Source organism: Roseibium sp. ROS1, assembly GCF_054658215.1.
On the sequence record NZ_BAAGIG010000003.1, the window covers coordinates 377,411 to 402,961 of the forward strand.

The following is a 25,551-nucleotide window of genomic DNA, read 5'->3' on the forward strand; positions in this document are numbered from 1 at the left end:
CTTGACTGGGCCCGGCCGCGGCGCGGCCGGGCACGATGGGCAGGTCAGTACCGGTTGGCGATCGGAAGTTCTTCGGCCGGGAACAGGCTGATGACCTCAACGCCCGTGTCCGTCACCACGACTTCCTCCTCGATCCGGGCGGCGGAATAGCCGTCGGCGGCCGGGCAGTAGGTTTCCAGCGCGAACACCATGCCCGTCTTGATTTCCATCGGATGGTCGAGCGAGACCGCACGCGAGATGATCGGCCGTTCGTGCAGGGCCAGACCCAGGCCGTGGCCGAATTGCAGACCGAAGGCTGTCTCCTCGTTGGGGAAGCCGAACTCCTCCGCCTTGGGCCAGACTTCCGCCACCTTGTCGGTGGAGACGCCGGGTTTGATCATGGCGATGGAGGCATCGATCCATTCGCGCGCCTTGACGTAGGCATCACGCTGCGCCGGGGTTGCCCGGCCGATGTTGAAGGTGCGGTAGTAACAGGTCCGATAGCCCTGATAGGACTGCAGGATGTCGAAGAACGCCTGATCGCCCGGACGGAAATAGCGGTCGGTGAAATTGTGCGGATGCGGATTGCAGCGCTCGCCGGAAATGGCGTTGATCGCCTCGACATCATCCGATCCCATCTCGTAGAGCATCTTGTTGGACAGGGCGACAATGTCGTTCTCGCGCACGCCCGGCTTCAGTTCCTCGTAGATCATGTGATAGACGCCATCGACCATGGAAGCCGCCTGCGTCAGAAGCTGGATCTCGTCCCAGTTCTTGATCTCGCGCGCCGCCAGCATGATCTGCTGTCCGTCCACCACGTTAAGTCCCTCTGCCTGCAGCGCATGGAACATGGCGGTTTCGGCATAGTCGACACCGACGGGCATGTCCGCCATGCCGGCGTCCCGGATCAGCCCGGCAATTTCGCGGGCATATTTGCGCATCAGACCGAATTCCGGCGGGATGGTGCCGCGCATGCCGACCACACCTGCCCGGCAATGATCCGGCACCAGCCAGTCGGAGAACTTCTTGTGGTGGACGGCGGCTGAACCGAAGTCCCACACGTAAGGGGCATCATCGCCCGTCAGCAGGCAGAAGCGGCACATCTTGTCCCGCTCCCATTCGCCGATCTTGGTGGCCGAGACGTAGCGGATGTTGTTGACGTCAAACAGCAGCAGCGTACCGGCGGGAGAGGCCTTCAGCGCCTCCCGTGTTCTGGCAAGGCGATACCGGCGCAGCCGATCATGGTCGATACGGCGTTCGAAATCGACGGATGTGTGCCCCCAGGCAGGCAAACGCCCCTCCCAGCGCCAATGCGGTTCGAGATCCTGCGGCGTCAGGAGGTTGGGTAACAGTGCGCGAGACATGGCTCTCTCCTTCGGATGCACCTGCGCACATCCGTCATGTAAAAAAAGAATATTGTTTTTCAGAGTGTTACTGGATGCACCAGCCGCCATCGATGTGGATCATCTGGCCAGTCATGTAATCGCTGTCGGGGCTGGCGAGAAACGACGCGGTGCCTTTGATGTCATCCGGATAGGACACACGCTTGATCACCAGTTCGTTGTTGGCGATGTCTTCGTAAGCCTGTCCGGCCCGTTCCTTGAACCCGATTTCGACAAGGTCCTTGTCGAGCTGTTCCCAAAGCGGTGTCACCACCACGCCGGGGGCATAGCCGTTGACGGTGATGTTGTGTTCGCCGAGCGCAACGGCCCCGCAATGGGTCAACGCCAGGCAGCCGTATTTGGACGTGCAATAGACGGTCACATCCACCAGCGGCTTGCGCGAAGCGATGGAGCCGACATTGATCAGCTTGTAGGGAAAATCCTTTGGCCCTTGCGCAATCATCTGCCGGGCGGTTTCCTGCATGCCCAGCCACATCGCCTTGGTGTTGACGCCCATGATGAGATCCCAGTTGTCCTCATCGATATCCATGAAGAAACGGGGCTTGTTGAGGCCGGCGTTGAAGAGGCCCACATTGATGCTGCCGAAGGCTTCGACAGTTGCCGCCACCGCCGCGGCATTGTCCTCGCGGCGGGTCACGTCCATCTTGACCGCAACCGCCTTGCCGTTACCGGCCGCATTGATCCGCTCCGCGACGGCCTGGGCTTCGTCGAGGTCCAGATCACCAAGACAGATGTTGGCGCCCTGAGCTGCAAAATGCTCGGCGTTGGTTGCGCCCATGCCGCGTGCGGCACCGGTAATCAGAACGTTTTTTCCCTTGAGCCGATTGGGGTCCATGAATTCCTCCCATTAAAGTTTTCCAGCCTCCCGCAGAAGTCGGTCGGCACGATCTTGAGCCATCTGCAACGCGGCTTTTGGCGTCTTCACGCCACGCAACATGTCGTGGCATTCCTCCCCGCAGATGCGGATGATGTCGTTGATTTCCGGGATCGGCGGTCGTGGCCAGAACTGCAATTCGTCCCGCCAGGACATGGCGTCCACCGCTTCAAAGATCGGAGACAGGCGCCGGACTTCCGGGTCCGCGCCAACCGAATAGCGCGGATTAGTGCGGCTGCCGTGTTCGACGTAGAGCTTTTGCGCTTCGGGCGACGTAAAGACGATCAGCGCTTCGGCTGCCGCCTCCAGCCGTTCCGGCGCGATATTGGCCGGAATGCCGAGCAGATAGCCGCCGACTGGGGCGATATTCTGCGCATTCGGGCCGGAAGGATGCGGCAGGAAACCAACCTTGCCGTGAGCCGCACAGGCCGGATTCTGTTCGAAGTAAGGAGCGAGCAAAGTATAGCCGTAGGCCATCGCCACACGTCCGCTGGCGAACGGACGGACGCGCTCGTACCAGGACATCGACAGGATATCTGGCGGCGAATATTGCAACAGCGCCATCAGGTATTCGGCAGCATCGAGTGCACGTTCGGAATAGATGACAGGCCGGTAGCCGCCATCTGCCAGTCGTGAGGCGTCATAACCACCGGCCTGTTTGGGCAAATCCAGAATAGGCTGACCGAAGTCCGCACAAGTCATCATGAATGTATGGCCAAGCGCTGTCCCGCGTGCCGCGTTCCAGGCAATTCCGTATCTGCCCTGAACCGGGTCGTTGAGCCGGGCGGCGGCCTTGAGCAGCGCGTCCGTCGTGAGGGGCGGTTCAAGCCCTGCTTCCGCCAGCAGATCCTTCCGGTAAAACAGCAGTTCCGGCGTGGTCTGCGAAGGCACACCGTATGGCTTGCCTCCCCAGTGAGCTGCCTGCCAGCCGGCGGTGTGAAAATCGCTCGGCTGAAGCCGCTCGACATCCAGCACTTCGTCCAGCGGCAGGAGATACCCGTTCTCGGCAAACTCGCCCAGCCACGGCAGGTCCAGGGCAATCAGGTCATAGCGGCTTGTCGCCCTGTGGGCGTTCTTGACCGCTTCTTCGTGAAGCCGGTCGATGGAAAAGGCCCGCTGCTGAATGGAACACCCGACCACCTGCTCGAACTGGCGTTTCAGACCATGCATCACCATGAAGGTGGGATCGCCATGGACCAGGACACGAAGATCGCCGGACAGTTTCAAGGGTTCAAGCAGGACCTGGGGCGGCTGGATTGTCTGGGCTTCCAGATAGGACCCGCCGAAATAATAGTCCTGTGTGCCGGAGCGCAGATCGGCAGACCCGAACGATTGTGCCGCCATCCTGCGGACCCGGCTGCTGAATTGGGTCCATGCCTCCAGCATGTCGGCGCTCGGATGGAGGGAGTAGCTTCTGCCAGAAGACGTCCTCGGCCTTTGCTCGATCAGGCCGTTGTCGATCATCTCGCGCATGCGGCGGCTGGCTGTCGCGTAGGGAACGCCCGACGCGCCAATGAGCGAGGTCGGGGTCACCGCCTTCGCTTCCAGATGCCTTTTCACCAGATAGGTCGACATTTTGACATAGGGGTTCGGAGCAGATATCTCCAACAGACCATCCATCTCTTCTTCAAAGTTCTCCAGAAAGCTGAGAACCTGGAGGATTTCCGTCTTGGCCTGTTGCGTCAGATAAGTCTTTTCGCGAACCAACTCTCCCTCTTGCTGGTTCATCGCTCGGCTCCAGTTTTCCGGACGGGATGAACCACTGCTGCGTTTCCTCGTTTTGGATATTTTTTGGATCGACATTGAATGTCCTCCTAAGCGTGAGCGACGTGGCCGATTAGAAAAACGGCCAAAAAATCCATTTTGGATATAAGAACATCCATTTTGGATATTTTCGAGGGGGCGTCGTTCTGCCGAGGCGTGCAGGCTTTTGAGTGACGCTCACGGTGGGCGCATATCCGTGTCAGGAGGAGGCACGGTTCAGAATTCAGACCATTCGAAATGGTCTCTCAGGGAGGAAATGAAACAATGAACACTTTCCGTTCGCTGCTTGTCGCCACGACGGCCGTCGCAGGTCTGACCTTGTCTGGTGCAGCCGGTGCAGAAACGATGAAGATCGGCATCACGCAGAACAACGTCGGCGTCGACAGTTACCAGACCACCTATGAAAAGGCCTTCATCGCGGCAGCCGACGCCAATGCGGATGTCGAAACCGTCGTTCTGGACGCCGGCGGCGACGTCGCCCGGCAAATCGCCCAGATGGAAGACCTGATCCAGCAGGAAGTGGACGCGATCATCATCTGGCCGACGAACGGTGAAGCCGTCATCCCGGCCGTCCGCAAGGCCTTCAAGGCTGACATTCCGGTGATTGTGACCAACTCGAACATCGCTGAACAGGGCTTCGAGTTCGTGAAGTCCTTCTCCGGTCCGGACAACATCACCCAGGGCTCCCGTTCCGCCGAGATCATGTGCGACAAGTTCAAGGCCATGGGCATCGAGAACGAGGCCCAGATCGTTCAGATTTCCGGCCAGCCGGGCTACACGACGGCGATCGAACGCGCCAAGGGCTTCGAAGACCGCCTGCCGGAAGTCTGCCCGAATGTGACCCTGGTGGAGACCCAGCCGGGCGACTGGAACCGCGAAAAGTCCCAGAAGGTCATGGAAGCGTTCCTGGTCAAGTATGACGACATCGACGGTGTCTACGCCGGAGACGACAACATGGGTGTCGGCGCGCTGAATGCCGCCAAGGCCGCTGGACGTGAGGGCATCATCTTCGTCGGCGCGACCAATTTCTCCGTCGGTTACGAGGCGATGGAGCGCGGCGAATACTGGGGTTCGATCTACCAGTCGCCCGTTGACGATGCCGAAGCTGCCCTGCAGACGGCAATCGATATCCTGTCCGGCAAGGATATTCCGTTCCTGAACTACTTCGACACACCGAAGATCACCCAGGACAACATGGCCGAATTCGACAAGCCTGTCTTCTGAGCCTGAAGGTCAAGCCCGACTGGGGCGCGAGCCAAGCCTTGCGCCCCATTTTTTCCCAATACATTGACCGGGAGGAAACCATGGGCCGAGTGTCCGGGCGTTCCTGTATCGTCACCGGTGCTGCCCGAGGGATCGGACGTGCCATTGGCGAAGCCCTTATCAACGAGGGAGCGGATGTCTGCTTTGCGGACATCAACGGCGAACAGGCAAGTGCCGTTGCCGAAGCCAACCGCGACCGTGCTGCCGAAACCGGCGCCGGGGTGACATGGGCCCAGGTCGATGTGACCGATCGTGATCAGGTTCGTGCCATGATCGCGAAAACCGTCGCGGCTTTCGGCAAGCTGGACGTCAAGTTCAACAATGCCGGCGTCAACAAGCCCATGAACTTTCTCGATGTCACTGAGGACAACTGGAACTTCATCATGAGAGTGAACGGCCTTGGGTGCCTCATCGGCATGCAGGAGGCTGCCCGTCAGATGATTGGCCAGGGCACCGGCGGCAAGATCATCAACACCGCGTCGATCGCCAGTCGACAGGGGTTCGACAATGTCGCGCCCTATTGCGCCTCGAAATGGGCCGTGGTCTCGCTGACGCAATCCGGCGCAAGAGACCTTGCCAGACACAACATCACCGTCACAGGCTTCGCACCGGGTGTCGTGGCTACCGAAATGTGGGAACAGGTGGACAGGGATCTTCTGGATATCGGCGCCGCCGAACGGCCCGGACAGGCGATGGAGGAATTCTCCTCCGAGATCCTGCGCGGCCGGGTGGCGACACCGTCCGACATCACGGGAACGACCACGTTCCTGGCGTCACCAGAAAGCGATTACATGACCGGTCAGGTGGTGATGATCGATGGTGGCATGACGCTCGTTTGAAACTTTACAACAGGATGAGGGAGGGTCTGTTGTCCGACATATCAACCAAGGCTGCCAGCCGTCCCGGCAGTTCCAAGGAAAAATCCATGAAGCCCTTCAGTCTGTCGGGCGTTGGGGGATTTCTGGCGAAACAGGGCATTCTGATCGCCTTCGCCGTCTTCATGATCGGCTTCACGATCGCCAACCAGCGCTTTCTCGACCCAGACAACATCATGGGCGTTGTCCGCTCCTCTGCAATCCTGGGCGTGATGGCCCTCGGCGTCACCTTTGTCGTCATCAGCGGCAATCTCGACCTGTCCGTCGGGTCGATGATGTCGTTTGCCACCATCGTCGTCCTTGATCTGCACGACAAGCTGGGGCCTTTGCTCGCCATCCCGTCCATGTACGCCATGGTACTGTGCCTGGGCGCCTTCATCGGCTTCCTCGTCGGATATCTGAAGCTGAATTCCCTGATCGTGACCCTTGGCATGTTGTCGGCAATCCACGGACTGACCCTCACCTATTCCGGCGGCAAGAACATGGATATTGCCGACAAGGAAGGCACCTGGTTCAGCGTGTTCGGCCAGTCGACCGTCCTCGGCATTCCGGTACCGATCCTGCTGTTTGCCCTTGTCGCTTCGGTTCTGGGGATCGTCCTTGCCAAGACACCGTTCGGTCGCAAGGTCTACGCGGTTGGAGGCAACGGCACCGCGGCAACCTTCTCGGGCATTCGCAGAGCCCGTGTCGTCTTCACCTGCTACCTCATGTCCGCTTTTTGCGTCGGTACTGCCGGTCTCATCCAGGCCAGCCGGTCACTGGGAAGCCAGAACACGGTTGGTCAGGGGCTTGAGCTTGAAGTCCTGGCTGCAGTCATCCTCGGCGGAGCATCGCTGATGGGCGGCTCCGGCACGATCTTCAAGACCGTTATCGGTGTCCTGATCCTCGGCTTTATCCAGAACGGCCTCTTGCTCGTCGGACTGCAGTTCTATGTCCAGTATGTGGTGACCTGGATCATCATCATTCTTGCCGTGTGGCTGGATATTGCCGCCAAACGCGGCAAGCTCTGGTCGCCGATCGCGTGAGGGAGGGATTGATGGAACCGGGAACCTTGAGCACTTTTCTGAAACGTGGCGCGATCTGGGGCTTCATTCTCGTCGAGCTGGTCTTCTTCTCGGTCGCGGGCGAATTCCTGTCGCTCAGTGACAAGGCCTTCATGGACGTGGACAACATGCTGCTTTTGTTCAAGCAGTCAGCCCCCATCGGGATCATCGCCGTCGGCATGACGATCATCATGATCAATGGCAATATCGACCTCAGTGTCGGCGCCACCTTTGCCCTGAGCGCCGTCGTCCTGCTCGACAGCATGACCTGGCCGGTTTTCGCCGGCCTCGGCGACGGCGTCATTCCCATTGCCTGGGGACTGGCGTTGCTGACAGGGATCGTTCTGGGCGCTCTGAACGGGTTGATCGTCTGGAAGACCGGTGTCGATGCCTTCATCGTCACGCTCGGTTCCATGCTCGGCTATCGCGGCCTTGTGTTCATGTACAATGGCGAACAGCCCACATCTCATCTCAACTGGACGCTGGTTGATTTCGCTGAAGCCCATTTCCTGGGACTGCACACCGCCACCTGGTTCCTGATCGTCGTGACCGCCGTGATCTGGTTCGTGATGAACCGCACGATCCACGGGCGCAACGCCTATGCCATCGGCGACAACCGGTCTGCGGCCATCAATGCGGGTATTCGGGTCGGGCCGCACATGATGATCAACTTCATGATCATCGGCTTTCTCGCCTCCCTGTCTGCCGTGGTGTTTTATTCGGAATCCGGCTCGGTCAATCCCAACGACGGCGAACTCTATGAGCTGTGGGTCATCACCGCCGTGGTTCTGGGTGGCACCAAACTTACCGGAGGCGCGGGATCCGTACTTTCGACGCTCGGCGGCGTTCTGGCCATCCAGCTTCTGCGAAAAGGCCTGGGACACATCGGCGCCGACACGGAAACAGTCAATCTGGTGATCGGCTTGATCCTGATTGCCGTCCTGTTCCTCGACCGCCAATTGAACCTGAAAGGCAAACAGGAGCTGAAAATATGACCGGCACCACCCCAGCCTTGCGCCTGGAAGGCATCGTCAAGACCTTCCCCGGCGTGCGCGCGCTCGACGGTGTGTCCTTTTCCGTCCTGCCCGGCGAAGTGCATGCCCTGATGGGCGAAAACGGCGCCGGAAAGTCGACCCTCATGAAAGTGCTTGGCGGCATCTATCAGCCTGATGAAGGCAAGATCATCGTCAGCGAGCAACCGGTTGTCATGACGTCGCCGCTACAGGCGAAAAGCAAGGGCATCGTCTTCATCCATCAGGAACTGAGCCTCGCCGAGGAACTGACGGTTGCCGAAAACATCTATCTCGGCGAACTGCCGCGAAAGAGCTTCGGCCGGGTCGACTGGCAAAAGCTGCATGAACAGACCAACCGCATTCTGGAGATGCTCAAAGTCGGCTTCGACGCCCGCACGCGTGTCGGCGATCTCTCCATCGCCAACCAGCAGATGGTGGAAATTGCACGTGCCCTGACAGTGGAAGCCAAGGCGGTCATCTTTGATGAGCCAACCGCCTCGCTGACCGATGCGGAAAAGGTGGTTCTGTTCGATGTCATCGACAACCTGAAAGCCGAAGGCGTCGGCATCATCTACATCTCGCACCGGATGGAAGAGATCTTCAGGATCACCGACCGCATCAGCGTGCTGCGGGACGGGCAGTATCGCGGCACACTGAACACAGCCGAAACCAGCGAGGACGAGATCACGCAGCTCATGATCGGCCGCAAGCTCGACCTGTCACGCAACGCCGTCCACCACGAACTGGGTGATGTGGCGCTGGAGGTGCGAGGGCTCTCCTGTGGTTCGCTTTTCCGTGACATCAGCTTCGAAGTGCGCAAGGGCGAGGTTGTCGGCTTTTATGGCCTGGTCGGGGCCGGCCGCACGGAAATCGCCGAAACGCTGTTCGGTCTCAGAGAACCCAGCAGCGGCGCTATTTTCCTGAACGGAGAAGAAACTGCCATTCACTCACCGGCCGATGCCATCGCCAAGGGAATCTCGCTGGTGCCTGAGGACCGCAAGACGCAGGGCCTCGTTCTGGGCATGAACTGCCGGGATAACATGACCCTGCCTCAAGTAGACGACTTGAAAGCCGGCCCATTCGTTGCCGAAGGCGCGGAGATCTCGATTTTCGACCAGTACCGGGACCGGCTCGACATTCGCACGCCCGGCTGGAAGCAGCTTGCCGGCAACCTTTCCGGCGGTAACCAGCAGAAGATCGTGATCGGCAAATGGCTTTCGATGCACCCGAGCGTTCTGATCGTCGATGAACCGACACGCGGGATCGATGTCGGCAGCAAGTCCGAGATCCACAACCTCATCCGTGAACTGGCAAGCCAGGGCTATGCGGTCATCGTGATCAGTTCGGAAATGCCGGAAGTCCTGCATGTAAGTGACCGGATCGTCGCCATGTACAGCGGCGAGATCATCCGGACTTTCACCTCCGAGGAAGTCACCGAAGACAATCTCATCCAGGCCATTTCCGGCATTCGGCCGGACAAGGCCGCCTGATGCAGGTCGGAATTGCAGGGCTTGGCCGGATGGGCGTGCGCATGGCTGCCAATCTGGCTGCTGCCGGTCTGAATGTGAGCGTCTGGAACCGGACAGCAGGAACTGCACAGGCCTTCGCCGCCGCCCACAACGCCTTTTCGGCAGCCAACCCAAAAGACCTGGCGGAGCGGTCGGATGTGGTGATCACCATGCTCGCCGACGATGCTGCTGCTGAGGCAGTCTATCTCGGGCCGCATGGCTTGCTCGAAGCGTCAGGGGGCAGTCGGGTTCTGGCCGAAATGGGTACCATTTCCGTACCCATGGCAGAACGTCTGGCGCTATCGGCACGGGAGAAAGGCCGACGCTTCGTCGATGCGCCGGTTTCCGGTGCCACACAAGCGGCGGCGGATGCCAAGCTGCTCATCATGGCAGGAGCAGAAGCAACTGATGTGCCTGATCTGGCCCGCCTCTTCGAGGTTCTTGGCCGGAAAACCGTCTGGCTTGGCAAATCCGGCGCAGGCGCTGCCATGAAACTCGGCGTCAACATGCTCATTCATGGCCTCAACCAGACATTGTCAGAAGCCCTTACCCTGACCACTGCAGCCGGCATCCCAAAAGAACAAGCCTATGAGGTCGTGGAAAACTCGGCGGCTGCCGCTCCGGTTCTCGCCTATCGCAAGGGGCTTTATCTGGATGAGACTGCGCACGACGTCAGCTTCACGGTCGCACTTGCCCGCAAGGATGTCGGGCTGGCGCTGGAGCTTGCATCCACTTGCGGTGTGATCATGCCGCAGGCGGAACTCAATCATGCGGTTCTGAAGGCCGCCGGATCAGCCGGATATGACGACCGCGACATGGCTTCCATTCTTTCTTTCGTGAACAAGGGTCTGAAATGAAAGCAGTTCTGTTTGTCGGTGGCTGGGAAGGCCACACACCAACCCATTTCAGCGACTGGTATGAGGCCTTGCTTCGCGACAATGGTTTCAGCGTTACCGTCTACGATACGATGGAACCGCTGGAACGCCCGGAGGACCTTGCCGATGTCGACCTTATCACGCCTATCTGGTCTTCGGCCCGGTCGGGTCACCAGCAGGAATTCGGCAACATGACCAAGCCGCAGGAGGACGGGCTGCTGAAGCTCGTCGCCAACGGTTGCGGCATTGCCGGGTGGCACGGACATATGGGAGATGCCTTCCGCGACCGGCCGACCTACCACTTCCTGATTGGAGGCCAATTCGTCGCCCATCCTCCCGGTTGGCCGGACAACCTGCAGCCCAGGGACGACTACATCGACTACGACGTGACGATCTGCAAACCGGACGATCCGATCGTCAAGGGCATCAGGAGTTTCCGCCTCAGGTCCGAGCAATACTACATGCTGGTCGATCCCTCCAACGACGTGCTGGCCACCACGACCTTCTCAGGCGACCATCTGTGGTGGATCGAGGGCACCGTCATTCCCGTTGTCTGGAAACGGCGCTGGGACAAGGGCCGAGTGTTCTACTGCTCCATCGGACACGAACTGGATGACCTGAAGATTCCCCAGGTGACGGAAATTATCCGTCGCGGTGCACTATGGGCAGCAGAAGGCAAATCCGCTTAGTGCCCCGCAAAGAACGCACCCTTCAAGAACCATCAGCTTTGCAATAGGATATTCAAACTTTCACGATCGTCTGGCGCACCTGTGACTGCGCTGATCTGCGCGAATGCGGTTAATACACTGCAGGAACAGGGAGACGTTTTTGAAGTTTGATAGAAAGATCTTCTTCTGCCATATCCCGAAAACAGCCGGCACGTCGTTGCGCCTATCTCTGGAACAGGCTGTCGGAGACGCAGCCGTTGTTCCCTCTCAGGCGCAGATTTCCCATCATGGTGGCCGCTATCCGCCGCTTCACGAGGCCCTGCAGGAGCTTCAGGAGAAACCGGACTATCGCCTGTTTCGGGGACACTACGGCTTCTGGGTCCGGAAATATCTTCCAAAAGATACGCTGACGATCGTAATTCTGCGTGATCCGTTAGAGCGTGTCCTTTCCCACATTCGACATTTTCTTGCAGATGGACGAATTACAGAGGCAGATGCGTTCGAAAGCCTTGATCAGGGAAGATTACCAATTCCCGACAATTCAATATGCAGATATCTCGGTGGAACGCCAATAAAAGCAGTAGGACAAGAGCTGTCAGACCGCTTCCTTGCCTCCAGATTTGATCCGATCGACGATCACGACAGCCTTTTCAAACGTGCTGTTTCGACAGGTCGCTCGGTGGATATCATGGGATTTACCGATGAAATGCCGGATCTCTATGAGAAGATCTCGCAAGAAACCGACCTGCCCCTGACAATGCGGCAGGACAATCCAAGCCGCTATCCTGCGCTTTCGCTTTCAGACCGTCAGCTCGACACCGTCAGGAGACACAATCAACTCGACCTGCAGCTCTATGAGACGATGCGAGCAGAGCGCAATTCCAACAAGTTGACACGGCTCCTAAAAAGAACAGGACTGTACCGAACCTGATCCGCTGCTACGCCCCTGTCAGCCGGAGCCCCCACTTGAGACCGTCGGCTTGCGGGAGTGGAAATCAACTGCACGAACAATCCAGTTGCAGGCAAATAGGCCGGAGGCGCTAAACTCTGGTGCCCAGCTTGACCTGAACGTTGAGACGGGACGCAGCGCCCTGAACATGAGCCGCCATGGCTTCCCGGGCGCCTGTCCTGTCACCTGCCTCAATGGCCTCAAGAACCCTGCAATGCTCACCCAAAGTGATCTCCACCAGATCGTCCTTGGCGTAGATGTCGGATGTCACCCGCGTGGTTTCCTTCAGCCTGGAGGAGATGTAGCAGATGATGCCGAAGAGATAGGAATTGCCGGCGGCCTTGCCGATTGCGCGGTGAAACACGGCGTCGGCTTCCAGCCGCTGTTCGTCGAACCGCTTGTGCCCTTCCAGAATGGCGACTGCCGCCCGCATCTCCCTGAGATCTGCCCCTGTCCGACGCATCGCGGCAAGTCCCGCAGCTTCGATTTCCAGGAGGCCACGCAACTCGAACAGGTCCGCAAGGTTGCCGGACTTGTCGAGTGAGCGGATATCGACCCGGAAGGTTTCGCGCTCCGAAACAGGTTTGACGATGGCCCCGCGCCCTTGGCGCGATTCAATGACGCCATCAGACCGCAGCCTGGCAATGGCTTCGCGCACCACATTGCGGCTGACGCCAAAGGTTCCCGCGAGTGCATGTTCGGTCGGCAACGTATCGCCGGGGTTCAGTTCACCATCCTGAATTTTCGCCATGATGTCTGCTGCGATGCGGTCCGGTAACAGCGATGACCGACGCACTTCCCGAAACTCAGCCATGCCGGGCTCCTCTTCGCATTGCCGGAGGTTATTCGTGTTCTTCAACGGCTTAATGCATCCATAGGCCAAGCTCGGGTGCTTGTCGAGCCGGTCGGCACCTCGACATCAGATGGCCGAAACCCGCCATTCTCACGGATCGAACGCGACTATGGAAGCAGATTGCAGATCGAGCCGAGGAACCCGTTTCCCATGAAGCCCTAAAGCGCGTAGATCACCTCTGCAGCGCGAACGGCAGCGGAGGCCCTGTTCTCAACACCAAGTTTGACGAAGATCTGTTCCAGATGCTTGTTCACGGTGCGTGGCGACAGACCCAGAATTTCGCCGATATCCTTGTTGGACTTGCCCTTGGCGATCCAGATCAGGACTTCCGCTTCGCGCTGTGTCAGTTCAAAGCTGCCCTGCAGCGCCTGGACCTGCCCGGCCTCGTCTTCTGCAGTGACGCGGAACAGGTTTTCATCCGGGCCGACACGGCCAAGCGGGTGAAGTTGCACTGCCAGGTTTTCAGATAAGCCGAGCATGAAACTCTTGCGACGCTCGCCCGAGGAATTCGGCCCGTCCAACCAGTCCCCCAGTGCTCGGCCCAGCCGGAAAAGACTGGTTTCGGCAGCCCCTGTCTTTGCCAGCAGGTTGTGGATCTGCGGTGTCGACCACAGCACTGTCCCCTCCTGCGACACAGCCACCAGATGGCGCCCGGCTGCATCCAGCGCCACATGCGCGCTTTGAACCGACCGGGCATTCTTCAGATGCACCTTGATCCGCGCCTTCAGTTCGTCGACGTCAATCGGCTTGGTGAGGAAATCGACCCCACCGGATTCCAGCGCCTTTACCACATGTTCCGTTTCGGACAGCCCGGTCATGAAAATCACCGGTACGTGCTGGAGCGCCGGATTTTCCTTGATCTGCCGGCAGGTCTCAAAACCGTCGAGGCCGGGCATGATCGCATCCATCAGGATCGTATCCGGTGTAACCTTGTTGCAGATGTTGAGAGCGGTTTCGCCGCTGGTCGCCACCAGAACGGCTACGCCGGTCTTTTTCAGGGCTTCGGTGACGAAGCCGAGCGTTTCCGGGCTGTCGTCGACCACAAGGACCGTATCGCGACGATCATCCGTCATGTGTTTCCAATTCACTCAAGACGTTTTTGTAGGCATCGAAATCGAACCGGGCGAGATGGACATTCAATGCATCGATCAGGGGCAGATTTTCCGGCGTTTTCGCCAGTTCGTTCAATTTGGCCTCGATGCCTTCCACATAACCGATCTCCGCAAGCGAGATGAGATCGGCGACGTGATCGGCACCGGGTGATTTCAAGGGATCCTTTCGGGCAGGTTCCTGGTTTCGCTCGACCGGCTGTTCGGTCCAGACAACACCCATGTGTTTTTGCAGCAGGTCGTAAAGCTGGCCGATGCCGAAGGGCTTTGCAAGGGTTGCCGAATGGTGAGCCGGACCGTCCGGCCGCAAAGCCTTGTCACCGATGTTGGCCGACAGCATGATGATCGGCGCGCTGACGCCTCTGTCCCTCAGGTCCTCGGCCAGTTCCCAACCGTTCATTCCCGGCATCAGGATATCGATCAGGTAGAGATCCGGCCGCAGCGGCTCGACCGTCTCCAGGCAGGCCCTGCCCGTATCCGCCTCGATGACGGCAAATCCGATCGGTTTCAGGATATCGCAGACAAGCGCACGGTGATCCGGATTGTCATCGATCACGGCAACCGTCTTCCGCTCGCCTTCGTAGCCTCGCACCTGTCTTTCCAGACGGATGGTATCGACAGGCCGGTCGACAGCCGCCAGCATCAGCCGCACTTCAAAGGAAGCGCCCTTCCCCGGTTCGCTGGACAGCGCGATGGCTCCACCCATGGTTTCCGTCAGAAGCTTGGTGATGGTCAGCCCGAGCCCCAACCCCGGTGTCTTCGCCCCGTCCGCGGTCTTGCTGCGGCCGAATGGTTCGAAAATCTTGACCTGTTCGTCAAGCGCGATGCCCGGCCGGCTGTCCGAAACGACAAAGCTGGCCACCTGTGACCGGTAACTGACCGAAAACGAAACAATGCCCTCGGAGGTGAACTTGATCGCATTCGACAGAAGGTTCACCAGGATCTGCCGCAGGCGCTTTTCATCGGTTCGGACAAACACCGGCAGGTTGGGAGCGCGCGCATAGTTGAAGCCAAGCCCCTTGGCAGCCGCCTGCATGCGGAACATGTCGACGATCTGATCCAGAAACTCGTGAATGTTGATCTCGTTCGAATAGATCTGCAGCCTTCCCGCCTCGATCCGCGAAATATCCAGGAGGCCGTCGATCAGCCCTGACAGATGCTCGGCACTGCGCCGGATTGTGCTGATCGCAGGCCTGCGGGCTGTCGGCACGCTGTCGTCCCGCTCCAGCACCTGGGCATAGCCCATGACCGCGTTCAAGGGTGTTCTGAGTTCGTGACTGAGGCCGACAACGTAGCGGCTCTTGGCAAGGTTGGCGGCCTCGGCCTCTTCCTTGGCCTTCTGCAGAGCAGCGTCGGTAACACCGTGAGCGTCGATTTCCTTCTGAAGCAGCGCGTTCTGGCGCATGGATTCCTCTTCGGCGACCCGCCGGGTGTCATGAGCAAGCACCAAGAACCAGCAGGCAATACCGACGACGATGGCAAAAACAAAGAAAATCAACAGCACCGTCTGGCCGATGATGCCGGTCGGATCTCCCAGACGGTTTTCCGCCTGGGCATAAATGATCCAAAGCACCAGGCCGATTGCAGCATTCGACAGAACAGAGATGAACGCATAGCGCCCCAGCCGGGACTGCAGGAACGCCATCGCGTTTTCCGGCAGAATGCGGCCCGCGACGGTGCCGACCTGATAGGACAAACGTGCCTTAGGCTTGCAGCTGTCGTGGCAGCGGGCATCGAGTGAGCAGCACAGCGAACAGATCGGCGACTGATAGGCCGGACAATAGGCCATGTCTTCCGGCTCGAACGGGTTTTCGCAGATCGAACAGGCGATGTGCTCTTTCGTCTGCCAGCTCTGGCGCGGCTTGCGAGCCAGGTAGAACCGCCCCCTGGTCGCATAAGCGATCAGGGGCGCGGCAACAAAGGCAATGGCCATGGCCAGAAATGTGGCCAGTGCCTCGGCCGTCTTGCCGAACTCGCCGAAGTGCGCGGCCAATGCGAGACCGGCGGCCAGAAGCATTGCGCCGGTACCAACCGGATTGATGTCGTAAAGATGCGCGCGTTTGAATTCGATTCCCGGAGGCGACAGCCCGAGCGGCTTGTTGATGAAGAGGTCAGCCGAAATGGCGGAAAGCCAGGCCATCGCAATGATGGAAAAGACGCCAAGAGTTTCTTCCAGCAACCGATAGATGCCGAGTTCCATCAACAGCAGAGCGATGCCGACATTGAAGACGAGCCAGACGACCCGGCCGGGATGGGAGTGTGTGAGGCGCGAGAAGAAATTCGACCAGGCAAGCGACCCGGCGTAGGCATTCATGACGTTGATCTTGAGCTGCGCCACCACCACGAATGCCGCCATCAGCAAGAGGACGACGGTTTCGTTCGGGATCATGTAGCCGAAAGCGACCGCATACATGCGCGAGGGTTCGTCGGCATGATCAACCGGAACACCGTGCGACAAAACGAGGACTGCCAGGAAAGAGCCTGCAATCATCTTGGGGGCACCGAGAACAACCCAGCCGGGCCCGGCCAGAAACAATGCAAGCCGGTGCCGGCGGCGGGCATAGTCCTGCGCCGGAAGAAACCGCAGAAAGTCCACCTGTTCACCGATCTGTGCCATCAGCGCCAGAATGACTGCGGAGGCTGCGCCGAAGCTGACCAGGTTGATGCTGTCCCAGCCGCCAGCAGTCGTACGCGGCGCCTGTGTGACCGGGTCGATGCCGGAAAACGTCAACCACTCGCCGACGGCCTGCCAGTCGGTGAAGGCAATGAAGACGAACGGCAGGATGTTCAGGATGATCCAGAAGGGTTGGGTTGCGAGCTGAAAGCGGCTGATCCAGGTAATGCCGTGGGTCACCAGCGGAATGACCGCAACCGCGCTGATAACATACCCCAGCCAGAGCGGCACACCGAACGCGAATTCCAGCGCGCTCGACATGATGGAGGCTTCAATCGCAAAAAGAATGAAGGTGAAGCTGGCATAGATCAGCGAAGTGACCGTCGAACCGATGTAGCCGAACCCGGCGCCACGCGTGAGCAGGTCTATGTCGACGCCGTAGCGCATGGCATATCGGCTGATCGGCAGACCGACGACCAACAGCACCAGGCTGCCGACCAGTATGGCGAGAAACGCGTTGGCGGTTCCGTGGGACAGGGTGATCGCACCACCGATCGCCTCCAGAGCCAGAAAGGAAATGGCCCCGATCGCCGTCTGGGAAATCGCACGTGAGGAAAAGCGGCGTGCGCTCTTGGCGGTGAACCTGAGCGCATAGTCTTCCAGGGTCTGGTTGTTGACCCATTTGTTGTACTGGCGCCGAACAGGCAGAATGCGTTGGCGCGCCCTCACGCGCTCGCCTCCACACCAGCACCGAATGCCCAATAACTGGACATATGACTATTTATTCGGCAAATGCCGTTCTTCATCGCCCGCTTTCCGCCCCGTTTTTTTATTCAGCTCTTCTCTTCAGCACATTTCATGCCGTCTTTGCTTCTGGAATGCCGTGGCAGGCTTTCAAGCCGGTTACGTCAATTGACGTATGTTGCGGTGCAGTGGTGCCAGTGCACGATCCCTTCCTGACAGCGGCACACCTTCCAGCCGCCAATCGCCGGCGTGGGAACCGGTGACGTCAAGCAAAGGGGAACATCCATGAAAAACACATTCACCAAACTCGCATTGGCAGGCCTGATGGCCTCCACGATGATCGGCGGCGCATCCGCCCAGGAAGACACGATCAAGGTCGGCATCCTGCACTCGCTTTCCGGCACCATGGCCATTTCGGAAACCACTCTGAAAGACGCCATGCTGATGCTCATCGAAGAGCAGAACAAGAAGGGTGGCCTGCTTGGCAAGAAACTGGAAGCGGTCGTCGTCGACCCGGCTTCCGACTGGCCGCTGTTTGCTGAAAAGGCGCGTGAGCTGATCGAAGTCAACGGCGTCGACGCCGTGTTCGGCTGCTGGACGTCCGTTTCGCGCAAGTCCGTTCTGCCGGTCTTCGAAGAACTCAACTCGCTGCTGTTCTATCCGGTTCAGTACGAAGGTGAAGAATCCCAGCGCAATGTCTTCTACACGGGCGCTGCACCGAACCAGCAGGCCATTCCGGCCGTCGATTACCTGATGAACGAGGAAGGCGTCGAGCGCTGGGTTCTGGCCGGTACCGACTATGTCTACCCGCGCACGACCAACAAGATCCTTGAAGCCTACCTGAAGTCCAAGGGCGTGGCTGAAGAAGACATCATGATCAACTACACGCCGTTCGGTCATTCCGACTGGCAGACGATCGTGTCCGACATCAAGACCTTCGGCTCCGCCGGCAAGAAAACCGCTGTGGTTTCCACTATCAACGGCGATGCCAACGTGCCGTTCTACAAGGAACTGGGCAACGCGGGCATCAAGGCTGAAGACATTCCGGTTGTCGCCTTCTCCGTTGGTGAAGAAGAGCTCGCCGGTCTCGACACCGCTCCGCTCGTCGGCCACCTGGCTGCCTGGAACTACTTCCAGTCCGCAGATACCGAAGCCAACGCCGAGTTCATCGATGCCTGGCACGCCTACATCGGCGACGACAAGCGCGTGACCAACGACCCGATGGAAGCGCACTTCATCGGCTTCAACATGTGGGTTGAAGCAGTCAAGAAGGCGGGCAGCACCGAGCCGGATGCCGTGATCGACGCCATCGTCGGTGTCAGCGTTCCGAACCTGACCGGCGGCTACTCGGCAATGATGCCGAACCACCACATCACCAAGCCGGTGCTGATCGGTGAAATCCAGGAAGACGGCCAGTTCGAAACCGTCTGGGAAACCTCCGGCCTCGTCGTCGGCGACGCATGGTCCGACTATCTGGACGGCTCCAAGGACCTGATCTCCGATTGGCGCGCACCGCTTTCCTGCGGCAACTTCAACACTGCCACCGGCAAGTGCGGCGGCTCCGGGTCTTAAGGGAGGAGACGGAGCTCGGGCGGGTCTTACGAGACCCGTCCTCTTTCCCCGGTTTTCCAACCGGAAAGGTTTGCCTGGAGAGACGCTCTTAGCTCTCCCCTCATCCTGAGGAGGACCACAAGGTCCGTCTCGATGGATGGGCGGCAATCCCGGAAGCAAGTGACCCATCCTTCGAGACGCCGCAATGCGGCTCCCCAGGATGAGGTCGTCAGGTGAAAGTTCCAAACACCGGTGGACACGATGTCCTTGATGAGATCCTTCCTACTCCTCCTTAGCCTCGCTGCCAGCCTCCTTGCCGCACCGGCACTGGCCCAAAGCGATCCAGAGGCACTCCGTCCGCTGATCAACGACCTGGCCAAGGGCAAATATTCCGAAACCGAAAAGCAGATCGGTGCCCTTGTCGCGACCGGTGACCCGCAGGTGGCCCCTGCCCTCGAGGCCCTGAGCGATGGCGACCTCTACGTGCGCAAGGCCGATGGCGAAGTCTTCATCACCAGGAAGGCCGGCAAGAACTTTGCCCTGATCGACCCGCTGACCATGGAAACGACCGGCGAAGCGGCCAAGGGCGAAATCGACAAGATCAAGGTCAACAACAAGCTGCGCCGGGTGATCCGGTCAGCGCTCGGGTCGCTGACCCTGATGGCGCCCGATCCGAAGGTGCGGATGGCGGCTGCCGAAGCCGTGTTCAAGGCGAAGGATCCGGACAGTATCGAAGCCCTGGATGCCGCCATTGCCGCTGAAACGGACGATGGCGTGCGCAAGGTGATGGAAGAAGCCCGGGCCGCAGCCGTTCTGAACTCAGATATGGACGAGGCAGCGAAACTCCAGGCGGTTTCGACGCTCGGCACGATGGGCAACCGTGATGCTCTGTCGCTTCTGATCGCCGTGCAATCTTCCTCCGAAGGCGCCTTGCGCGAAGCGGCAACCACGGAAATCACCAAGATCGAGAAATCCATCGCCGCCTGGGATGCTGCACAGAATGTCTGGTACGGCCTGTCGCTTGGATCCGTGCTGCTGCTCGCTGCCATTGGTCTTGCCATCACCTTCGGTGTCATGGGCGTCATCAACATGGCGCATGGAGAGATGGTGATGATCGGGGCTTACGTCACATTCGTGGTTCAGGAATTCATTCGCTCCTCCGCACCTGGTCTTTTCGATTATTCCCTGTTCATCGCCCTGCCACTTGCCTTCCTCACCTCAGGACTGGTGGGCGTTGCCATCGAGCGTGGCGTGATCCGCTGGCTGTATGGGCGCCCCCTGGAGACGCTGCTTGCGACCTGGGGCATCTCGCTGGTGCTGCAGCAGGCAGTGCGCTCGATCTTCGGCCCGACCAACCGTGAGGTTGGCAACCCGGACTGGATGTCCGGCGCCTTCGAAATCGGCCAGATGACGATCACCTATAACCGCATGTGGATCATCGTCTTCGCGATGCTGGTCTTCGCCGGACTGATGCTTGTCCTAAAGAAGACCCCGTTCGGGCTCTATACCCGGGCCGTGACCCAGAACCGGCGCATGGCCGCCTCGATGGGCATCCGCACTCCCTGGATCGACGCCCTCACCTTCGGGCTCGGCTCTGGCATTGCCGGGATCGCGGGCGTCGCACTCAGCCAGATCGACAACGTTTCGCCGAACCTTGGCCAGGGCTACATCATCGACAGTTTCATGGTCGTGGTCTTCGGCGGGGTCGGCAATTTGTGGGGCACGCTGGTAGGCGCCATGACCCTCGGTGTCGTGAACAAGTTCCTGGAGCCCTATGCCGGCGCCGTGCTCGGCAAGATCTTCGTGCTCATCTTTATCATTCTCTTTATCCAGAAGCGTCCAAGGGGCCTGTTCGCCCTCAAGGGCCGGGCAGTTGAAGCATGATGACCTCCTTCCTCTTCCGCGCCATGGACGCCCGAGCAGGGATCTTCCTCGCCATCATGGCGGCCGTGATTGTCCTGGTTCCTGCCGGCAACCTGCTTGTCCCGGAAGGCTCTGCCTTCCATGTGCCGACCTACGCGGTCACGCTGATGGGCAAATACCTGACCTACGCGTTGTTGGCGTTGGCGGTAGATCTGGTCTGGGGCTATTGCGGCATTCTCTCGCTCGGTCATGCGGCCTTCTTCGCGCTCGGCGGCTATGCCATGGGCATGTACCTGATGCGTCAGATCGGAACCCGCGGCGTTTATGGCGACCCGATCCTGCCGGATTTCATGGTGTTCCTGAACTGGGGAGAACTGCCCTGGTACTGGTACGGCTTCGACATGTTCTGGTTTGCGGCGCTCATGGTGCTGCTGGTGCCGGGCGTGCTGGCCTTCGTCTTCGGCTGGTTCGCCTTCCGCTCACGCGTCACCGGCGTTTACCTGTCAATCATCACGCAGGCCCTCACCTACGCGCTGCTGCTTGCCTTCTTCCGGAACGACATGGGTTTTGGCGGCAACAACGGCCTGACCGACTTCAAGGACATTCTCGGCTTTGATATTCAAGCCGACACGACCCGCGCGGGCCTGTTTGCAGCCTCAGGCCTGGCGCTGGTCCTGTGTTTCCTCATCTGCCGGGCGATCACCCGATCGAAACTCGGCAAGGTGCTGGTGGCCGTGCGCGACGCGGAGAGCCGGACACGCTTCCTGGGCTACCGTGTTGAACACTACAAGCTGTTCGTCTGGACCCTGTCGGCCATGATGGCCGGTATCGCCGGTGCCCTTTATGTGCCGCAGGTCGGCATCATCAACCCGGGTGAATTTGCACCCGCCAACTCCATCGAGGTGGTGATCTGGGTTGCCGTCGGCGGGCGCGGAACGCTGGTTGGGGCCGTTCTCGGCGCCGTTCTGGTCAACTTCGCCAAGACATGGTTCACCGCCGCCCTGCCCGACATCTGGCTCTTTGCGCTCGGTGGCCTCTTCGTGGTCGTGACCCTGTTCCTGCCGAAGGGCATCGTCGGCACCATTTCCCAGGGCTGGACGGCCTTGCGGCAACGGAAAGTCTCCAAAGACTTCGAAGCCGGGTCGGACCAACCTCCGAGCCAGGCGCCGCAGTCGCCCGCTTCCCCGGCCAACGTCAGCCCGAAAAAATCTGCCTCGACCGTTCCGGCGGATGCCGAAGCCCAGCCCGCGGAGTAAAGCCATGGCACGATCTTCCAGTCTTCTTTATCTCGACGGCGTGTCGGTTTCCTTCGACGGCTTCAAGGCACTGAACGAATTGTCGCTGACGATTGCCCCGGGTGAAATGCGGGCCATCATCGGTCCCAACGGGGCAGGCAAGACCACGATGATGGACGTCATTACCGGCAAGACCCGACCGGACAGTGGCGAGGTTTTTTTCAACGGCACCGTGGACCTTACCGGCGAGGACGAAGCTTCGATCGCCGAACTCGGGATCGGCCGCAAGTTTCAAAAGCCGACCGTTTTTGAGAGCCATACCGTCTGGGACAACCTGGAACTGGCGCTCAAGGCACCGCGTGGCCCATTTGCGACCCTGTTTCATGTCATTTCGGGTGGTGAGAAGAAGCGGGTTGAATATCTGCTCGATCTGATCCGGCTTGGTTCGAAGAGAAGCGAGCTCGCAGCCAACCTCAGCCACGGCCAGAAGCAGTGGCTGGAGATCGGCATGCTGTTGGCCCAGGATCCGAAGCTGCTTCTCGTGGACGAGCCTGCTGCCGGCATGACGGATGCCGAAACCGCCGAAACCGCTGAACTTCTGAAGGATATCGCCAATGATCACTCGGTCGTCGTGGTCGAGCACGACATGGTGTTTGTGCGCTCCCTGGGTGTCAAAGTCACCGTTCTCCACGAAGGCTCGGTCCTGGCTGAAGGCTCACTCGACCATGTCTCAGCCGACGAACGTGTCGTGGAAGTTTATCTCGGACGATGAGGAGTAGGCTTTGTCTTTCGCGTCTCGTCGCTCGTGGAAGTGATACGGCGGTACCGAAAACGAACGAACCAACGGCCACAAGGCGCATCGCGATCAGCCAAGGGAAGTCAGCTCATGCTGCAAGTTGAAAACATCGATCTTCATTATGGCGCCGCCCAGGCGCTGAAGAAGGTTTCGCTGAAGGCCGAGACCGGCAAGGTAACCTGTCTGATGGGGCGCAATGGTGTCGGCAAGACGTCCACCTTGCGTGCCGTGGCCGGTCAGCACGGCATCAGCGCCGGCAAGATCCTGTGGGACGGCGATGACATATCCTCGCTGGCAGCCCACGCCCGCGCCAAGAAAGGCATCGCAATTGTGCCGCAGGGACGCGAGATCTTCCCTCTTCTATCGGTAAAGGAAAATCTTGAGACCGGCTATGCACCGATCCCGCGCAAGGAACGGTTCATTCCCGACACGATCTTCGAACTTTTCCCGGTGCTCAAGGACATGCTGTCCCGCCGTGGCGGTGATCTGTCCGGCGGACAGCAGCAGCAGCTCGCGATTGCACGAGCCCTGGTCACCCGTCCGAAACTTCTGGTGCTTGATGAACCGACGGAAGGCATCCAGCCTTCAATCATCAAGGACATTGGCCGGGCAATCTCGTGGCTGCGCGACCAGGGCACGATGGCCATCGTGCTGGTGGAACAATATTTCGAGTTCGCCCGTGATCTGGCCGACGATTATGCCGTCATGGACCGCGGCGAAGTGGTGCTCTCGGGCACGGGGGCCGACCTTTCTGAAACGGAAGTCCGTCGGTATCTGACTGTTTAGGCCAGGGGCACGTCTCCCAAAGCTCACTTTTCCGCCTCATCGTGGGGAGCCGCTTCGGAGGCGCCGCGAAGGATGATGGGGTTAGGTGTGCTGTTACCCGCATTTGACGCAGGCAGTGCAGTTGATAGGGTGCAGGCAAATCGCCCACCTCATCGTCCTTCCCAGCCGGATCGTCATGTCAGAACCACTTTCCAACGAAGCCATTTCCGCAATCACCGCTGCCGTTGACGCCGCATTCGAGGACGAGATCGCTTTCCTGCAGGAGATCGTGCGGGCAAGATCCCTTCGCGGTGAGGAAGCCGGTGTCCAGAAGATCATTGCAGACGCTCTCCGTGACCGTGCCTATGACGTCGAGACCTATGGACTTGATGTGGCGCAACTGCAGTCTCATCCGGCCTATTCTCCAGCCACTATCGACTACACCGACACGTTCAACGTCAGTGGTCGCAAGAAGTCTGCCCATGGCGGACGTTCGTTGATCCTGAATGCCCACGTCGATGTCGTGCCCACTGCCAATCCGGCAAACTGGACCCATCCGCCGTTTGCAGCCGTGCGCGAGGGCGATTGGCTTTTCGGACGGGGCGCGGGGGACATGAAGGCAGGCCTCGCAGCCAATCTCTTTGCAGTCGATGCCATCGAGGCTGCCGGGTTCAGCTTGAAAGGACCGCTCGAGTTCCAGTCCGTCATCGACGAAGAGGTGACGGGCAATGGCACCGCAGCTGCGATCATGAATGGTGCGACAGCGGACGCGGTTCTCATTCCCGAGCCGACAGACGAAGAGGTCACCTATGCAAATTCCGGTGTCATCAAGTTCCGGATCTCCGTCCAGGGCGTGCCGGCTCACCCACGTGAGCCGGAGTCAGGCCTCAGCGCAATCGAGGCGGCGTTCCTCGTCATCAATGAGTTGAAGGTTCTGGAAGCTCGCTGGAATGAGGAAAAGACCAGCCATCCCGGCTTCGACGACCTGCGCAATCCTGCAAGCCTCAACATTGGCACCATCAACGGCGGCGAATGGCCGGCGTCCATCCCGTTTGAATGCCGTTTCGAAGGCCGGATCGGGTTCTATCCGGGTGACGCCCCGCAAGACCGGATGGCAAGCCTGGAACAGATGCTGAAAACGCTTGGTACGAAGGATCCCCGGCTTGAAAAAGCCAATCCAAAGCTCGAATGGATCGGGACATGTCAGGCTGGATATCTTCTTCCCGAAGGCAGCGATGCGGAAAATGCGCTCGCCGCCGCACACAAGATCACGTCCGAAACTGCGCTCAAACGGTCGATCATGGCCTGCTATCTGGATGCGGCTCTTTACGTGAACCATTGCGGCATTCCCGCCCTGACCTATGGCCCGCTGACAAAGAACATTCACGGCATAGACGAATGCGTGAACCTGCCGTCACTGAAAAGAGTGACGAAGACGATCGCCCTGTTTACCGCTGCCTGGTGCGGCATCGCACCGACGTAGGCCAGTTCAGCTGCACCGAAATGAGGAGGCCCTTCTTCGCACAGGGGCCTTCCTTCCGGCGGAGCACATCCCCTCTTTAGCCAGAAAAATGCTCCCGTTTTTTGTGTCGTTCCGTTAGTCTTCATGACCGGGACGCGTTCAGGCAATTGCAGACGCCTCATCCTGTCCCTTTTCAGAGTAGTGTACGGAGCAGAATTTCAAAATTTCAAACAATACGGTTTCAACGAACTGGTCTTTTGCTGCCGGTCCATGTAATTCGGGCAGCACCTAGCGGGCTTATGGTGATTGACTAGCGCCTGAAGACCACCCAGAAGCAGGAAAATT

General features: G+C 59.3%; 20 protein-coding genes. 14 read left to right on the top strand and 6 right to left on the bottom strand.

The window, feature by feature from the left end; genetic code table 11:
- Nucleotides 1–44: 44 nt before the first annotated feature.
- The 3 genes from ACYQ6M_RS17900 to ACYQ6M_RS17910 all read right to left on the bottom strand — a co-directional run bounded on the left by ACYQ6M_RS17900 (nucleotide 45) and on the right by ACYQ6M_RS17910 (nucleotide 3,984).
- Complete coding sequence (locus tag ACYQ6M_RS17900) at nucleotides 45–1,343, bottom strand: M24 family metallopeptidase (RefSeq protein WP_006933717.1); 1,299 nt, start codon at nucleotides 1,341–1,343, stop codon at nucleotides 45–47.
- Between the two features lie 67 nt (nucleotides 1,344–1,410).
- The gene (locus ACYQ6M_RS17905) at nucleotides 1,411–2,217 is read right to left on the bottom strand and encodes an SDR family NAD(P)-dependent oxidoreductase (RefSeq protein ID WP_460074816.1); all 807 of its coding nucleotides are present in this window, start codon (nucleotides 2,215–2,217) and stop codon (nucleotides 1,411–1,413) included.
- A 12-nt stretch (nucleotides 2,218–2,229) separates the two neighbouring features.
- Nucleotides 2,230–3,984 (bottom strand): extracellular solute-binding protein, encoded by a 1,755-nt coding sequence (locus ACYQ6M_RS17910; RefSeq protein ID WP_228148059.1) that lies wholly within the window; start codon nucleotides 3,982–3,984, stop codon nucleotides 2,230–2,232.
- Between the two features lie 300 nt (nucleotides 3,985–4,284).
- Here ACYQ6M_RS17910 and ACYQ6M_RS17915 point away from each other — a divergent pair, with 300 nt between their 5' ends.
- From ACYQ6M_RS17915 to ACYQ6M_RS17950, 8 genes are all read left to right on the top strand, one after another.
- On the top strand, nucleotides 4,285–5,244 hold the full coding sequence (locus ACYQ6M_RS17915; protein WP_460074817.1) for a sugar ABC transporter substrate-binding protein: 960 nt from the start codon (nucleotides 4,285–4,287) through the stop codon (nucleotides 5,242–5,244).
- Between the two features lie 80 nt (nucleotides 5,245–5,324).
- Nucleotides 5,325–6,122: an SDR family NAD(P)-dependent oxidoreductase gene (locus tag ACYQ6M_RS17920; protein WP_460074818.1), complete on the top strand. Its 798-nt coding sequence runs from the start codon at nucleotides 5,325–5,327 to the stop codon at nucleotides 6,120–6,122.
- Nucleotides 6,123–6,151: 29 nt separating this feature from the next.
- Nucleotides 6,152–7,183, top strand: a complete 1,032-nt coding sequence (locus ACYQ6M_RS17925; RefSeq protein WP_228148060.1) for an ABC transporter permease — start codon at nucleotides 6,152–6,154, stop codon at nucleotides 7,181–7,183.
- 11 nt (nucleotides 7,184–7,194) lie between these two features.
- A complete protein-coding gene (locus ACYQ6M_RS17930; RefSeq protein ID WP_460074819.1) occupies nucleotides 7,195–8,196 on the top strand; it encodes an ABC transporter permease in 1,002 nt (333 codons plus the stop codon).
- Nucleotides 8,193–9,704 (top strand): sugar ABC transporter ATP-binding protein, encoded by a 1,512-nt coding sequence (locus ACYQ6M_RS17935; protein ID WP_152511644.1) that lies wholly within the window; start codon nucleotides 8,193–8,195, stop codon nucleotides 9,702–9,704. Before ACYQ6M_RS17930 ends, ACYQ6M_RS17935 begins: the two co-directional genes overlap by 4 nt.
- On the top strand, nucleotides 9,704–10,579 hold the full coding sequence (locus tag ACYQ6M_RS17940) for an NAD(P)-dependent oxidoreductase (protein ID WP_460074820.1): 876 nt from the start codon (nucleotides 9,704–9,706) through the stop codon (nucleotides 10,577–10,579). The genes ACYQ6M_RS17935 and ACYQ6M_RS17940 overlap by 1 nt, the downstream gene beginning before the upstream one ends.
- A complete protein-coding gene (locus tag ACYQ6M_RS17945; RefSeq protein ID WP_460074821.1) occupies nucleotides 10,576–11,286 on the top strand; it encodes a ThuA domain-containing protein in 711 nt (236 codons plus the stop codon). The genes ACYQ6M_RS17940 and ACYQ6M_RS17945 overlap by 4 nt, the downstream gene beginning before the upstream one ends.
- 139 nt (nucleotides 11,287–11,425) lie before the next feature.
- Entirely contained in the window at nucleotides 11,426–12,196 is a 771-nt protein-coding gene (locus tag ACYQ6M_RS17950; protein WP_168685939.1) for a sulfotransferase family protein, read from the top strand.
- Between the two features lie 109 nt (nucleotides 12,197–12,305).
- Here ACYQ6M_RS17950 and ACYQ6M_RS17955 read toward each other — a convergent pair whose 3' ends face one another.
- The 3 genes from ACYQ6M_RS17955 to ACYQ6M_RS17965 form a co-directional block, all read right to left on the bottom strand.
- Nucleotides 12,306–13,028, bottom strand: coding sequence for a FadR/GntR family transcriptional regulator (locus ACYQ6M_RS17955; protein ID WP_168685941.1), 723 nt, complete (start codon nucleotides 13,026–13,028; stop codon nucleotides 12,306–12,308).
- A gap of 197 nt (nucleotides 13,029–13,225) precedes the next feature.
- A complete protein-coding gene (locus ACYQ6M_RS17960) occupies nucleotides 13,226–14,140 on the bottom strand; it encodes a response regulator transcription factor (RefSeq protein WP_152511648.1) in 915 nt (304 codons plus the stop codon).
- Entirely contained in the window at nucleotides 14,130–17,519 is a 3,390-nt protein-coding gene (locus ACYQ6M_RS17965; RefSeq protein WP_460074822.1) for a hybrid sensor histidine kinase/response regulator, read from the bottom strand. Before ACYQ6M_RS17965 ends, ACYQ6M_RS17960 begins: the two co-directional genes overlap by 11 nt.
- A gap of 300 nt (nucleotides 17,520–17,819) precedes the next feature.
- On the opposite strand from ACYQ6M_RS17965, the gene urtA reads away from it, so the two are divergent.
- From urtA to ACYQ6M_RS17995, 6 genes are all read left to right on the top strand, one after another.
- Entirely contained in the window at nucleotides 17,820–19,106 is a 1,287-nt protein-coding gene (gene urtA, locus ACYQ6M_RS17970; RefSeq protein ID WP_031269634.1) for an urea ABC transporter substrate-binding protein, read from the top strand.
- Nucleotides 19,107–19,346: 240 nt separating this feature from the next.
- Nucleotides 19,347–20,969: an urea ABC transporter permease subunit UrtB gene (gene urtB / locus ACYQ6M_RS17975; RefSeq protein WP_168685945.1), complete on the top strand. Its 1,623-nt coding sequence runs from the start codon at nucleotides 19,347–19,349 to the stop codon at nucleotides 20,967–20,969.
- Nucleotides 20,966–22,204: an urea ABC transporter permease subunit UrtC gene (gene urtC, locus ACYQ6M_RS17980; RefSeq protein WP_209168538.1), complete on the top strand. Its 1,239-nt coding sequence runs from the start codon at nucleotides 20,966–20,968 to the stop codon at nucleotides 22,202–22,204. Before urtB ends, urtC begins: the two co-directional genes overlap by 4 nt.
- Before the next feature lie 4 nt (nucleotides 22,205–22,208).
- Nucleotides 22,209–22,955, top strand: coding sequence for an urea ABC transporter ATP-binding protein UrtD (gene urtD / locus ACYQ6M_RS17985; RefSeq protein WP_023001728.1), 747 nt, complete (start codon nucleotides 22,209–22,211; stop codon nucleotides 22,953–22,955).
- A gap of 114 nt (nucleotides 22,956–23,069) precedes the next feature.
- The gene (gene urtE / locus ACYQ6M_RS17990) at nucleotides 23,070–23,765 is read left to right on the top strand and encodes an urea ABC transporter ATP-binding subunit UrtE (protein ID WP_460074823.1); all 696 of its coding nucleotides are present in this window, start codon (nucleotides 23,070–23,072) and stop codon (nucleotides 23,763–23,765) included.
- Between the two features lie 175 nt (nucleotides 23,766–23,940).
- Complete coding sequence (locus tag ACYQ6M_RS17995; RefSeq protein WP_460074824.1) at nucleotides 23,941–25,227, top strand: ArgE/DapE family deacylase; 1,287 nt, start codon at nucleotides 23,941–23,943, stop codon at nucleotides 25,225–25,227.
- The last annotated feature ends 324 nt before the right edge of the window (nucleotides 25,228–25,551 follow it).

What these genes read in the sequence shown, in the direction of transcription:
- ACYQ6M_RS17935 (WP_152511644.1), top strand. Translation starts at nt 8,193, where the DNA reads ATGACCGGCACCACCCCAGCCTTGCGCCTGGAAGGCATCGTCAAGACC.
- ACYQ6M_RS17915 (WP_460074817.1), top strand. Translation starts at nt 4,285, where the DNA reads ATGAACACTTTCCGTTCGCTGCTTGTCGCCACGACGGCCGTCGCAGGT.
- ACYQ6M_RS17995 (WP_460074824.1), top strand. Translation starts at nt 23,941, where the DNA reads ATGTCAGAACCACTTTCCAACGAAGCCATTTCCGCAATCACCGCTGCC.
- ACYQ6M_RS17930 (WP_460074819.1), top strand. Translation starts at nt 7,195, where the DNA reads ATGGAACCGGGAACCTTGAGCACTTTTCTGAAACGTGGCGCGATCTGG.
- urtC (WP_209168538.1), top strand. Translation starts at nt 20,966, where the DNA reads ATGATGACCTCCTTCCTCTTCCGCGCCATGGACGCCCGAGCAGGGATC.
- ACYQ6M_RS17945 (WP_460074821.1), top strand. Translation starts at nt 10,576, where the DNA reads ATGAAAGCAGTTCTGTTTGTCGGTGGCTGGGAAGGCCACACACCAACC.
- ACYQ6M_RS17900 (WP_006933717.1), bottom strand. Translation starts at nt 1,343, where the DNA reads ATGTCTCGCGCACTGTTACCCAACCTCCTGACGCCGCAGGATCTCGAA.
- urtA (WP_031269634.1), top strand. Translation starts at nt 17,820, where the DNA reads ATGAAAAACACATTCACCAAACTCGCATTGGCAGGCCTGATGGCCTCC.
- ACYQ6M_RS17920 (WP_460074818.1), top strand. Translation starts at nt 5,325, where the DNA reads ATGGGCCGAGTGTCCGGGCGTTCCTGTATCGTCACCGGTGCTGCCCGA.
- ACYQ6M_RS17940 (WP_460074820.1), top strand. Translation starts at nt 9,704, where the DNA reads ATGCAGGTCGGAATTGCAGGGCTTGGCCGGATGGGCGTGCGCATGGCT.
- ACYQ6M_RS17910 (WP_228148059.1), bottom strand. Translation starts at nt 3,984, where the DNA reads ATGAACCAGCAAGAGGGAGAGTTGGTTCGCGAAAAGACTTATCTGACG.
- ACYQ6M_RS17905 (WP_460074816.1), bottom strand. Translation starts at nt 2,217, where the DNA reads ATGGACCCCAATCGGCTCAAGGGAAAAAACGTTCTGATTACCGGTGCC.
- urtE (WP_460074823.1), top strand. Translation starts at nt 23,070, where the DNA reads ATGCTGCAAGTTGAAAACATCGATCTTCATTATGGCGCCGCCCAGGCG.
- urtD (WP_023001728.1), top strand. Translation starts at nt 22,209, where the DNA reads ATGGCACGATCTTCCAGTCTTCTTTATCTCGACGGCGTGTCGGTTTCC.
- ACYQ6M_RS17960 (WP_152511648.1), bottom strand. Translation starts at nt 14,140, where the DNA reads ATGACGGATGATCGTCGCGATACGGTCCTTGTGGTCGACGACAGCCCG.
- urtB (WP_168685945.1), top strand. Translation starts at nt 19,347, where the DNA reads ATGTCCTTGATGAGATCCTTCCTACTCCTCCTTAGCCTCGCTGCCAGC.
- ACYQ6M_RS17955 (WP_168685941.1), bottom strand. Translation starts at nt 13,028, where the DNA reads ATGGCTGAGTTTCGGGAAGTGCGTCGGTCATCGCTGTTACCGGACCGC.